The organism is Myxacorys chilensis (genome assembly GCF_059505265.1).
Window position 1 is genome coordinate 1 of the sequence record NZ_JCACKG010000098.1, and the last position, 12,842, is coordinate 12,842.

Genomic DNA, 12,842 nt, shown 5'->3' on the forward strand with positions numbered 1-12,842 from the left:
TCGCCTTTTAGCTTATTCAGCCCAACTTCACATAATTATCAACACAACCTAGAGTGAGATGAAGACGCGTAAATCTTAATAGTAGAAAATTTAATGGGAACTTAAGTAAGGAGCAAAAACTCAAGGATACAGAACGTTACATAGATTAAGTCTGTTCAAATTCATCAATGTTGAAGTGTTTGAAGCTCCGCCAAAAATCTGAAGAAGATTCGAGAAAACTTGGGTAAACTGGTCGTATTAAAGCGTGTTTCCTTTAATTACATCGAACGCTCTCAATTACAGTGGATCAGGAATGTACGGCTGAATCGTGAACCTGCTGCAGTCGATCAAATAATTACTTATACAAATTTCCTCCCCTTCCATGCCCGATGAATGTTTACAGCTTTGACCACTATTCTGTTCCTTGTCCGATTTGCCATCGCACGAGCGGTGTCCAGTCAGTCAAGCTGATGCGAGGATTATTGACCTGTCCTCATTGTCGATCGCGCTTTGTTGTAAGTGTCAGTGGACATTATGTTCGAGATCCGTTTGCTAAGAAACGGTTGGTAAACGAGAAAAAGCTGCGTCGCCAAAGCCGTCCCTTGGCAAGAATTTTGAGAGATTCTGGCGTTTCTAGGCATTCTCGGTTTATTGGAATTTTGACAAGTTTGCTGATAATGGGGTTTACAATGTCGGTTCTGAGTGGGGCAGGTGGACGCAATCTTTCGCTTCAGAGCTTAATTGACCACATTGTCAAAGTCAGTGAAGTTTCAGAATAAGCTTTGCGTTTCTCACATTCTGAAAAAATCGAGCACTTCTAGATCCTCCTGAAGCTCTTTAAATCAAGTAATTAAGAAAAATTAAGAGCTGAAGAAGTATTTGCTCAGAGATTTGTAACGAAAGTTAAACAAATATCTCAGCTTTTTTATCAAATTGTGTCAGTTATTCGCCGAAATGCTGATCTGGTATGCGTTTTCTGGTAAAAACACAGTTGTACCTAACTTCATTTCAAGAATCGTGGAGTAGGAAAAAGAGCTTAACAAAACTTTATTAGGCTCCTTACTAGACCGCGATGCTTGCGATCGTACCTCCTCTGGAAGTGGCTTTCTAAGCTCGGAGGAGGGCATCTTGGCAAGTCCTCGGTGCCTAAAGATGCTCAATTTTTAAGAAGAGAACACGCCTCAAAGGAGTCTGACCCGCATGTTCACCCACGTCAAGCCCACCATAAGACACATTGCACCTGACGATCTAGGGGCACGATCCTTACTCAAGGTGGTCTATGTCGTGCTAGAGCCGCAGTATCAAAGCGCTTTGTCCGCCGCCGTTCGATCGATTAACGAAAAGCATCCTCACATTGCGGTTGAAATTAGCGGATATTTGATCGAAGAACTTCGAGATGCTAAGAACTACGAAGACTTCCAGCGCGATGTGGCTGAAGCAAACATTTTTATCGCCTCACTGATCTTTTTAGAAGATTTAGCAGAGAAATTAGTCGCAGCGGTCGAGCCTCATCGCGACAACCTAGATGTTGCAGTAGTGTTTCCGTCGATGCCGCAGGTGATGCGCCTCAACAAGATGGGCAGCTTTTCGATGGCTCAATTAGGTCAGTCGAAGAGCGCGATCGCGCAATTTATGAAGAAGCGCAAAGAGCAATCAGGGTCGAGTTTTCAAGACGCGATGCTGAAGCTGCTCAACACGCTGCCCAAGGTGCTGAAGTATCTGCCCATGGACAAAGCGCAGGACGCTCGCAACTTCATGCTGAGCTTCCAATATTGGCTCGGCGGCAACTCAGAGAACCTGGAGAACTTTCTGCTAATGCTGGCAGATAAGTATGTCTACAAAGGTCAAGTGGATGCGGCAGCAACGTATCAAGATCCGGTCACATATCCGGATTTGGGCATTTGGCATCCGCTTGCGCCCTGCATGTTTGAAGATCTGAAGGAATATCTCAACTGGTTTAATTCCAGAAAAGATATTTCGGCAGACTTAAAAGATCCGTTAGCGCCAACGGTAGGACTCGTCTTGCAACGAACGCACTTAGTGACTGGGGATGATGCCCATTATGTCGCGATGGTGCAAGAAATCGAAGCGATGGGAGCGCGAGTCATTCCTGTATTTGCCGGCGGCTTGGATTTCTCGAAACCTGTCAATGCGTTTTTCTATGACCCAATCTCCACTGAAACCGCGATCGTAGATGTCGTCGTTTCTCTGACTGGATTTGCCTTAGTCGGAGGTCCGGCACGTCAAGACCACCCGAAAGCGATTGAATCGCTCAAGCGGCTCAACCGCCCCTACATGGTGGCGTTGCCGTTGGTGTTCCAAACGACCGAGGAATGGCAAGACAGCGAACTGGGCTTGCACCCAATTCAAGTGGCGCTACAGATTGCGTTGCCAGAGTTGGACGGGGCGATTGAGCCGATCATTGTGTCTGGACGGGACGGAGCAACAGGCAGAGCGGTTGCGCTGCAAGATCGAATCGAAGCGATCGCGCAACGCGCTCTGAAATGGGCCAATCTTCGGCACAAGCCTAAACTTCATAAGCGAGTCGCCATTACCGTTTTCAGCTTTCCACCTGATAAAGGCAACGTTGGAACGGCGGCTTATCTCGATGTGTTCGGTTCCATCTACAAAGTGATGGAAGGACTCAAGCAAAACGGCTATGACGTAGAGGATTTGCCAGAAACAGCAGAAGCGCTGATGCTAGAAGTTCTTCACGATGCCCGCGCTCAGTACAACAGTCCTGAACTCAACATTGCTTATCGAATGTCGGTTCCAGAGTACGAAGAGCTGACGCCTTATCACGAAAAGCTGGTTCCATCTTGGGGTGCAGCTCCGGGACATCTCAACACCGACGGTCAAAATCTTTTAGTCTACGGAAAAGCATTCGGTAACGTGTTTATTGGCGTGCAGCCAACCTTTGGCTACGAAGGCGATCCGATGCGCTTGTTGTTCTCGCGATCGGCTAGTCCTCACCACGGGTTTGCCGCTTACTATACCTATCTAGAAAAGATCTGGAAAGCGGATGCTGTTCTGCACTTCGGCACGCATGGATCGCTGGAGTTCATGCCAGGTAAGCAGATTGGCATGTCGGATGAGTGCTTCCCCGATAGCTTGATCGGCACAATCCCCAACCTGTATTACTACGCGGCGAACAATCCGTCTGAAGCCACGATCGCAAAGCGCCGCTCTTACGCGGAAACCATTAGTTACTTGACTCCTCCGGCGGAAAACGCTGGACTTTACAAAGGATTGAAGGAACTCAGTGAACTGGTTGGCTCCTATCAAACGCTAAAAGATTCGGGTCGCGGCGTGCAGATCGTAGACACGATTATGGACAAAGCGCGAATTTGTAATCTGGACAAAGACGTTGAGTTTCCAGAAGACTCGAAAGATTTGACGTCGGAAGAACGCGACACGATCGTGGGTAAGGTCTACATCAAACTGATGGAGATCGAATCGCGGCTATTGCCATGCGGGTTGCATGTGATTGGCAAACCACCGACCGCAGAAGAAGCGATCGCAACCCTCGTCAACATCGCCAGTCTCGATCGCCCGGAAGAAAACATCGTCAGTTTGCCCCGCATCATTGCCAATAGCATTGGTCGTGACATTGACGAAATTTTTCAGAATAGCGATCTTGGCGTTCTCGCGGACGTTCAACTGCTCAATGATGTGACTCAAGCCACTCGTGCTGCCGTCGCAGCGATGGTGCAGTCCCAAGTGGATGAAGAAGGTCGCGTGTCGAAAATGTCGATGCTGACCAGCTTGTTCAATTTTGGTGGTAAGAAAGCGCCTTGGGTTGAATCCCTGCACCAGTCCGGCTTTAAGGCAGTGGATGAAGAACCCCTCAAACCGTTGATCGAATTTCTGCAATTCTGTCTCAAGCAAGTCGTTGCCGATAACGAACTCGGCGCATTGCTGATGGCGTTAGATGGGCAGTACACGATACCAGGCCCCGGCGGCGATCCGATTCGCAACCCGGATGTGTTGCCGACTGGAAAGAACATTCATGCGCTTGATCCGCAGTCTATCCCAACGGCGGCGGCAGTCAAGTCTGCCAAAATTGTGGTCGATCGCTTGATTGCGCGTCAGTGTGCAGAAAACGGCGGCGCGTACCCGGAAACGATCGCGTGCGTTCTTTGGGGAACTGACAACATTAAAACGTACGGCGAATCTCTCGCCCAAATTCTGTGGATGGTTGGTGTCAAACCCCTACCCGATTCGTTGGGACGCATCAACAAACTCGAACTCATTGGTCTCGAAGAGTTAGGGCGTCCACGCATTGATGTGGTGGTCAACTGCTCTGGTGTGTTTCGTGACTTGTTTATCAACCAAATGGCCCTGCTCGATCGCGCTGTAAAAATGGCGGCGGAAGCGGATGAGCCTTTAGAGATGAACTTCGTTCGCAAACACGCGATGAAGCAAGCCGATGAACTGGGAATCAATTTGCGCCAAGCAGCAACCCGCGTTTTTTCCAACGCATCTGGGTCTTACTCATCGAACGTTAATTTGGCTGTAGAGAACGGCACATGGGAAAACGAAGAGGAACTGCAAAACATGTATCTCTCGCGCAAGGGGTTCGCGTTCTCGTCTGATAATCCGGGCATGATGGAGCAAAACGAGACACTCTTCCGCGAAAGCTTGAAGACCGCAGATGTCACTTTCCAAAATTTGGATTCATCTGAAATCTCGCTCACCGATGTCTCTCACTACTACGACTCTGACCCGACTAAGATCGTGGCGAGTTTGCGAGATGACGGTAAGACACCAACTTCGTTTATGGCAGACACGACAACAGCAAATGCTCAAATTCGCACGTTGTCTGAAACGGTGCGACTCGACGCGCGAACCAAGCTTTTGAACCCCAAGTGGTATGAGGGCATGTTGTCTCACGGATACGAAGGCGTTCGGGAACTGTCGAAGCGATTGGTCAACACAATGGGCTGGTCGGCAACGGCAGGCGCAGTAGATAACTGGATCTATGAAGATGCAAATGAAACCTTCGTCAAAGATGAAGAGATGCAAAAGCGTCTGTTAGATCTCAATCCAAACTCGTTTCGTAAGATGGTGACGACTTTGCTAGAAGCGAATGGGCGTGGCTATTGGGAGACGAGCGAAGAGAATCTTGATAAACTCCGCGAGTTATATCAAGAAGTGGAAGATCGAATTGAGGGTGTTGAGTAAGTTTAGATTGCAATAGACCCAGAAACGTAGGGGGCATGATTACTAAATCATGCCCCCTACGTTTATTGAATTTACTAAGATAATTCCTCTTGGGTGTAGTGCGATCGCACCAAGAAAATAGATAAACTGAAACACTCTTAAGGCGCTGTTTCTAAATTCAGTACAATATTGAGCGTTTTCAGCAATTCTTGGGCGGTGTAGGGTTTAGACAAAAATGCGCTCACTCCTGCTTCCATCGCTGCCTTTACTTTGTCACTCGAAGCCAGCCCGCTCACGGCAATAATTTTCACCGACGGGTTCATCCGTTTCAAAATGCTGATCGCGGCGGGACCTGCCATATTGGGCATCATCATGTCCATCAATACAACGCCAACGTTATCTTTATGTTCTGCGTACATCGCGATCGCGTCGATTCCATCATTAGCCACTAATACGTTGTAGTTATACGTCTCTAACGATGTTTTCGTAATTTCACGAATTGTCGCTTCATCATCTACAACCAGAACCAACTCTCCAGCGCCTAGTGGTAATTCGGAGGTTTCTACTTGTTTTAGTTCTGAGCCTTGAATGGCTGGCAAATACACCTTAAACTCCGTTCCTTGACCCACTTCACTGTAGGCATTCACAAATCCTCCATGATTTTTGATAATGCCAATCACTGTTGAAAGCCCTAGCCCTGTTCCTTTACCCACTTCCTTGGTCGTGAAGAACGGCTCGAAGATTCTCTGCAAGGTTTCAGGAGCCATTCCGATTCCTGTATCTGCAACAGAAATAACAATATAAGCCCCCGCTTGGGCATCAAGATTCATCTGAGCATAGGTTTCATCTAGAACGAGGTTTTTGGCAGAAATACTCAGCGTGCCGCCATCGGGCATAGCGTCCCGAGCATTGACGCAAAGATTCATCAGCACTTGATGCAATTGAGTTGCATCCGCTGAGGTAATCCAAAGATTAGGTTCGACGTTGGTCTGGAGATCGATCGATTTTGGAAAGGTTCCCTCAATAATTTGCTTAATCTCTTGAAGCAGATGTTGAACTTGAAGTTTGATCCGCTTGCCTTCGGCTCCGCGTGCAAACGACAAGACTTGATTGATCAAGGCCGCTCCTCGTCTAGCGTTTGTTTCCTGCATCTTCAGAAACCGTTGCGTAGACTCATCCACGTCGCCCAGTTTTAGCTGTAGCAGTTGAGCGATCGCGAGAATTGGCGTCAAGATATTGTTTAAGTCATGGGCAATGCCGCCCGCCAGAGTACCCAAGCTTTCAAGGCGCTGGGCGTGAAGAAATTGCCGTTCAAGTTGTTTCTTCTGGGTAATGTCTGTATTCACGACCAGAATCGATTTGAGTTGTCCCGCTTCCATCACGGCTGTCCAACGGCTTTCAACCAAAATCTCTTTGCCATCTTTCGTGAATTGAGGCAACTCTCCCTGCCATTTACCCGTTTCGACCACCGTTTTCTGAATTTCTTCGAGTTGAGGAGGAAGGGTCTGCCCTAACAGAGTCCGCGCACTCATCGCCATCGCTTCAGCGGTTGACCAGCCGTAGAGGTGTTCAGCGCTTTTGTTCCAAAACAAGATTTGGCCATTTAGATCGAGCACCAAAATGGCATCGGTTGTCACGTCGAGTAGGACGGCTTGTTCACGAATTTTTTCTTCGGAACGCTGACGTTCGCTTAGTTCGGTTTGGACTTGCTGATAGAGTTCAGATTGCTGAATAGCGATCGCTAACTGCGTCGCTAGGTGCTGAAGCAAATTAAGCTCTAAAGTTTGCCATTGCCTAGCGTCTAAGCAGTGGTTGGCAACAAGCAAGCCCCATAACTGATCGCCTTGCACAATCGGAACCACTAAATTTGCTCTGACCTGGAGGCGAGCCAGTAAATCCCGGTGACAGTCAGATAGGTTTTCGGTATCGATGTCGGAAATTGCTTGAATCCGACCTTGGCGATACAGTTCGCGAGTCGCCGGTTGGACAAAAAAGGAGTCCTTAATTCTGGTTCCCTCGATCGACAAAGATTCAGAAATGACAGATTCTACCGCGATGATGCCGCTCCAATCGGGTTCAAAGCGGTAGATGAACACGCGATCGACTTCCAGAAACTGCCTGACTTCAGCAACCGTAGTACTGAGAATTTCTTCTAGATTGAGAGATCGCCGGATGCGCTGAGAAATCTCCATCACAAGCCGCTCTTGCGCCATTTGCTGACGCAGCACCTGCTCGTGACGATTGCGTTCGGCAAGCTCCGCGAGTTGTACGGCTCGACTTTGAGATTCGCGTCTCACTCTGCTACGGTAATCACGAAAAAAGTCAGCTAAAGCAGGTTCGTCGTCTACCAATGCTTGAAAATTATCGGTGACTCGCTGATCTGCTTCATATGCCACTTCGGAATGAGCTTCTACCCAAACATGACAGGTTTTGACGTAAGCGATAAATGTAGTTAAATGTTGATAGTTCACAACGCCTAAGAGACGGCGTAGCTCATGGCGATAATGTTCTGATTGCTCACGTTCTAACGCGATAAAGATAGCGCAGTAGAGAAGACTATCTTCAAGGGCTGAGTTCAATGTTGACCAATTATCGGGCAGGCTGGGCTGTGCAGCAAGCGCTGAAAAGTGCTTCTCTATATCTTGATCTAATGGAGGAGAAGATTCTAGCAACTCCAGTACCGCTTGTGCCGTCAACCCAAGTGGGCGTAGCGTGCAGCTATGGCAAATCATGCAGTAAGGAACGGCACAGAAGCGCGAGAGATATGCAGACAGCTTCTCTTTAAACAACGCTGGCAACGGATTATTCACATAGGCAGTGAGGGTTTGTTGCCATAGGTTCTCTAGTACCTGCGGGGTAGAATCTGCGGGGTCAAAGAAGGGAGGCACAAAACCCAAGGTTGCCTCAATTTCTGCCCTAATCTGCTGACTCGTTCGTCCAGAATTGACACTAGCTTCAAGGTGCAAAGCTTCGTTCATAACTTGAGGTACAACGTCCGTTAGCTTGTATTGAGTCATGGTAAGTGTCAGTTCAACCACAGGATTGAAGAGAGTCCTATTCATAGTTTAGAGGCAAGCTACTTTAGTTGTTTGTTGCCCAAAAGATAAGCGCTTATTCTGTAATGTTTAGTAACAGGATTTGCGGCCATTTCTTGTATCGCTAATTCAAAGAGGGAATCAATTAAGGGCAGTAATTCGATCGCAAATTCTAACTTGGCTACGGAACCATCTGCACCCACCGCCGCTGCATGCGGTATTCATGGCTATCATTTAGGGTCAGGATGAGACAACGCAAGGAGCGTTCGGTTGTCATTCGGTTTGTAAATCAAACGAACAAGTACTCAAATTCAGCAAACGAGTTCACGAACGTAGCAAACAAGTACTCGAACGTAGCAAACAAGTATTTGGATTCAACGAACAAGTACTCGGACGCAACAAACAAGTACTCAGATCCAGCAAGCGGGTTCACGGACGTCGCAAATGAGTAGCCAGAACTGGAAACTAGATCGCCGATCGTCGTAGTTCTATAGAGTTTGCAGAGCTTTTTCTTTGAAGCTGCGCTTTCCGCTAATCGCCTTCTACAAGTTTTCAGTTACGATCGCGCAAACGTATGAGTCGTTAATGCTTCTTGAACAATGTCAGAACAAGCAGTTTCAACATTCGAGGAGAAGCGATTACCGCATGACTAAACCGAAAATGATAAGGGATGAAAAACAAATTCTTCATCCCTTATCACTCAGATTCAGCTAAGCTACGCCGTTCTGCTTGAACCAAGCCTGCAACCGTTTCCAACCTTCCTCTGCGGGTTGCTGACGGTAGCTGGGGCGGTAGTCGGCGAAGAATGCATGAGGGGCATCGGGGTAAACGATAATCTCAGAGCGGGCGGAAGATTGCTTGAGCGCCGTTCTCATTGTCTCTACCGTTGTCACCGGAATTCCGTTATCTTGACCGCCGTAGAGACCAAGGATAGGGACTTTGAGAATGGGTGCAAGGTCAACTGGGTACTGGGGTTGTAGCGGGGTAGAGTCGCCCACTAACCGCCCGTACCAAGCAACTCCGGCTTTCACTTGAGGATTGTGAGCCGCATAAAGCCAGGTAATCCGCCCGCCCCAGCAAAATCCAGTGATTCCTAGACGGGCTGGGTCACCTTTACTGGTTTGCTTCGCCCAAGTCACGGTTGCATCCAAGTCTGACAGCACTTGAGTATCTGGAACCTTGGCAACAATCGGGCGAATCTGATCAACACTACTGAGCTTGGAAACATCTCCTTGGCGCACAAACAGCTCAGGCGCGATCGCAAGGTATCCCAGTTTGGCAAATCGACGGCAAACATCCTGCATGTGTTCATGCACGCCAAAAATTTCTTGAATCACCAGGACGATCGGAAAAGAACTGCCCTTTGCAGGCATGGCTCGATAGGCAGGAATGGTACCATTCGCGACCGGGATTCTCACAGGGCCAGCCGTCAAGCCTTGGGTACTGGTTTGAATTGTTTTCGCGAGAATGGGCTGAACGGCAAGAGCAAAGCCGGATGTTAGGGCTGTAGTTACGAGTTGCCTACGAGTCAGGGGAAGTCTGAGCCGGGAGAGAAATGGACGATCGCTCATAAGTGGGGAAAAGGTTCGGAGTACAAAAAATTTTGGAAGGGCAGACAACTGTGCTCCAAGAAGAGACAGCAGCACATCCAAATTAAGTGATGCAAACTGTCAAACCGCGCTGGCTAAAGCCTTCGGTTGTGACTCTCCTTATTTTAGTGATGCCTTCTGGAGCGAGCAAGGATAAATTCTAAGCGCTAAAAAAGCGATCGCAGCTTACGCATACGATCGCAAATAATCTATTCAAAAAATTACTAATTCACGAGAGTTTTGGCAAAAGGGATGAAGCCGTTCTTCTTACGTTTTCATCCCTCAAAATCAAATTGACAGACCACTAGGGCGCTAACGCATTGCCTCGAATCAGGCTGCCAATCGTCTTCGCCGTAATCTTCAGTTGAGTCAATGGATTCGCTGGAACAACCGTCTTATACAGATAGCTATCAAACGTCAGCTTCTGTACATCGATATCCGCGCACATTTCGACAAACGCCTCACGGGTCGCATCGGAACGGTAGAACACCGATTGCAAAATGTCCAACACCTTGTAAGTGATGCCGTACATCTTATCCCAGCGCTTCAGGTAAACCTTAAGATCGGCTTCGGTGGGAATCCGACGACCTTGATCGGAGAATTCAACGATCGTTTCTGCACACATGCGGGCAGACTTCGCCGCGAAGTAGATTCCTTCTCCCGATGACTTGGTAACGGTTCCAGCCGCGTCTCCGACAAGGGCAACCCGACCAACGACGCGCCGGGGTCTGGGATGCTCAGGAATCGGATGCGCTTCGACGCGGATGATTTTGCCGCCTCTCAACCGCTTAGCTGCTCGTGCCCGGATGCCCGCTTGGAGCTTCTTAATGTCTGCCTTGTTAGGCGACATCGTTCCAGTTCCGACAGCAACGTGGTTGTATTTCGGGAAAACCCAGGCGTAGAAGTCGGTCGAAACGTCGTCACCGACATACATTTCTGCCAAATCTTCGTAGTACGCCATCTTGTCATCAGGCAGGCTGATGCGCTCTTGGAAAGCGATCGCATAGCGATAATCTCCAGCATCAATGGCCTTTGCAATGCGAGAATTCGCCCCGTCTGCACCAATCACGAGATCGACTTGCAGGGTCTGAGCGCTGCCTTCTAAGCTGCCATCCGAGTGATCGGCGTAATGCAGCGTGTAAGCTCCAGTATCGTTCGATGGGATTTCTAGCTTGTGAACCGTGCCGTTGATTAGTTTGGCTCCGAGAGAAATCGCGCGATCGCGCATAAAGCCATCCAAAATCTCGCGACGGCACATGCCGATGTATTCGTCATCTTTGAGCGTCGAACCGATATTGACTTCCACGTTAGACGGAGAAATCATCTTCATCTTGCGAACTTTGCGATCGATGATGTTCTCTGGCAAGTCAAACTCTGCCACCATGCAAAGCGGAATTGCGCCACCGCAAGGTTTGACGTTATCCAACTTGCGTTCGATGAGGTAAGTTTCAATACCTGCTTTCGCTAATGTCTCTGCCGCAGAAGCCCCGGCAGGACCGCCGCCAACAACAGCAACCCGTAGTGCCAAAGGTTTTCTCCCATTTATTAAAAGCTACGAAAGAATCGTACCATGCAGCTTTTGGTTAGGTGGTAGCGTTTTCCTGAAGTTGAAACACAGCTTAACAAATCGCTTCTGACAGCAGAAAAAACAAATTCCCCTCCGCTCAAAATTGAGAGAAAGGGAATTAAATCTAAATACATCTGGCAATGCTTCAGAATACTTAAGATTGTATTAAGAAATTATATTTAAGAACAAAACTCTTGATGAGCATCAAGCATTTCGTCGTCTTCCATCCGAGCCACTGCAATCGCGCCAAACACAAACGCAAAGACTAATGGCATAGGTGATGCTAGAAGGCACGTTCCGAGCAATCCTAAGATCACGCTTACGAGCGCCATCAGACACCAAATGCGCTCATCAAAACTGAGTCCTTTCTCGACCTTAATCGCCCGCAACACTGGAGTTGGAATCGGCACAGGCATTACAGCATTGGGAGGAAATGCCCAATAGCTAGAGCGCTCTCGAAACCAATCAGTCCAGCCGTTGTCGGTGCACCAGTCAGAAATCCATTGATCGCAGTAGTGATTCATGCTTTAGCCTATTTCGTAAAGTGTGGATTCAAAGAAAACGCGGACTAGAATTGATTGATCGAAGACTGTTTTGATACGGTTTTCAACAGACGAACCAAAAACCGCTTTTAGATCAAACTTTTAGATCGAATTGGAAGGACTAGAGAAATCTTTTGCCGTTCGTGAGAGAAGAGCCGCACTGACTCATGGAATTCTCACCAACTTGAGCAAGGCTGATTAAGAATGAGTAGCGTGAACTAATTTCCGCTTCACTGAAGATAACAAACGAAAGAGCGCGATCGCGATCGAACGATAACAAAGTTTACTTTTATGGCTAATTTATGTCTTTTGACAAATTCATTTCTGGCTAGAGGAAGTAGACACAGTAGGGGGGTAAAACTCTAGACGATAGCGGTAAAGCGCAACAGGCGCTTCTCCTGCTTTGAAGTAGTCGGGGTCTTGGGGCGAAAGATAGATAGCCGTAATTTGATCAGCGTCAATCATCCGCGCTTCGTCGTGATGCTGATATGCGGTTGTAGTCTCGACCTGATTTAAGTAAGGCTGTGCGGCTCCGCGAAAGACCTGCTGAAAGACTTCAGTTGTAATAAATTCTTTAGCATTAGGAGTTTCGGTGGCGCGTCCGGTAATAGTAGACGTGAGTTGATAGTCATCTCGAAGCAACGTAATTTGCTTGTTAGGAGAAGTTGGATCAACTTTAACGGCAAGAACCGCGCGATCGCCTAGGTAAGCGCGAGCAATGCTTAAACCGTTGAAAGCGCGATCGGCAACAATGACGGGTTCTTTTTTGGAAAATTTAAGAATTGTTGCGATGGATGTAGAAGCTTTTCGCTCAGTAAAGCGAACGTTAAAGGTAATGGGTTGATTAACGTAAGCGCGATTGCTTTCAAATCCGGGTGTAACAACATTAGGCGCGAGAGGAGCGACGAGATCAACTCAGATCTTGCACCATTCTCAACAGGACTTGCCAAACGCATCAAAATCTGAA

At 48.0% G+C, this 12,842-nt stretch carries 6 protein-coding genes and 1 pseudogene; 2 read left to right on the top strand and 5 right to left on the bottom strand.

The window, feature by feature from the left end:
* The first annotated feature begins 368 nt into the window (after window positions 1–368).
* Window positions 369–758, top strand: coding sequence for a hypothetical protein (locus AC5JLB_RS07595; RefSeq protein WP_495873229.1), 390 nt, complete (start codon window positions 369–371; stop codon window positions 756–758).
* Window positions 759–1,179: 421 nt separating this feature from the next.
* On the top strand, window positions 1,180–5,163 hold the full coding sequence (locus tag AC5JLB_RS07600) for a magnesium chelatase subunit H (protein WP_495873230.1): 3,984 nt from the start codon (window positions 1,180–1,182) through the stop codon (window positions 5,161–5,163).
* Window positions 5,164–5,300: 137 nt separating this feature from the next.
* Here AC5JLB_RS07600 and AC5JLB_RS07605 read toward each other — a convergent pair whose 3' ends face one another.
* From AC5JLB_RS07605 to AC5JLB_RS07625, 5 genes and pseudogenes are all read right to left on the bottom strand, one after another.
* Window positions 5,301–8,204 carry a hybrid sensor histidine kinase/response regulator gene (locus AC5JLB_RS07605; protein WP_495873231.1) on the bottom strand — a complete coding sequence of 968 codons (2,904 nt, stop codon included), beginning with the start codon at window positions 8,202–8,204 and terminating at the stop codon, window positions 5,301–5,303.
* A gap of 683 nt (window positions 8,205–8,887) precedes the next feature.
* Window positions 8,888–9,748 carry a dienelactone hydrolase family protein gene (locus AC5JLB_RS07610; protein WP_495873232.1) on the bottom strand — a complete coding sequence of 287 codons (861 nt, stop codon included), beginning with the start codon at window positions 9,746–9,748 and terminating at the stop codon, window positions 8,888–8,890.
* A gap of 322 nt (window positions 9,749–10,070) precedes the next feature.
* Complete coding sequence (chlP, locus tag AC5JLB_RS07615; RefSeq protein WP_495693103.1) at window positions 10,071–11,294, bottom strand: geranylgeranyl reductase; 1,224 nt, start codon at window positions 11,292–11,294, stop codon at window positions 10,071–10,073.
* A 218-nt stretch (window positions 11,295–11,512) separates the two neighbouring features.
* A complete protein-coding gene (locus AC5JLB_RS07620; protein WP_495873233.1) occupies window positions 11,513–11,857 on the bottom strand; it encodes a slr1957 family protein in 345 nt (114 codons plus the stop codon).
* 336 nt (window positions 11,858–12,193) lie between these two features.
* Window positions 12,194–12,730, bottom strand: a pseudogene (locus tag AC5JLB_RS07625) (DUF6816 family protein); the annotation flags it as partial.
* Window positions 12,731–12,842 lie beyond the last annotated feature (112 nt).

Excerpts from the sequence above, each read along its gene's own strand:
- AC5JLB_RS07600 (WP_495873230.1), top strand. The coding sequence starts at position 1,180 with ATGTTCACCCACGTCAAGCCCACCATAAGACACATTGCACCTGACGAT.
- AC5JLB_RS07595 (WP_495873229.1), top strand. The coding sequence starts at position 369 with ATGAATGTTTACAGCTTTGACCACTATTCTGTTCCTTGTCCGATTTGC.
- AC5JLB_RS07605 (WP_495873231.1), bottom strand. The coding sequence starts at position 8,204 with ATGAATAGGACTCTCTTCAATCCTGTGGTTGAACTGACACTTACCATG.
- AC5JLB_RS07610 (WP_495873232.1), bottom strand. The coding sequence starts at position 9,748 with ATGAGCGATCGTCCATTTCTCTCCCGGCTCAGACTTCCCCTGACTCGT.
- AC5JLB_RS07620 (WP_495873233.1), bottom strand. The coding sequence starts at position 11,857 with ATGAATCACTACTGCGATCAATGGATTTCTGACTGGTGCACCGACAAC.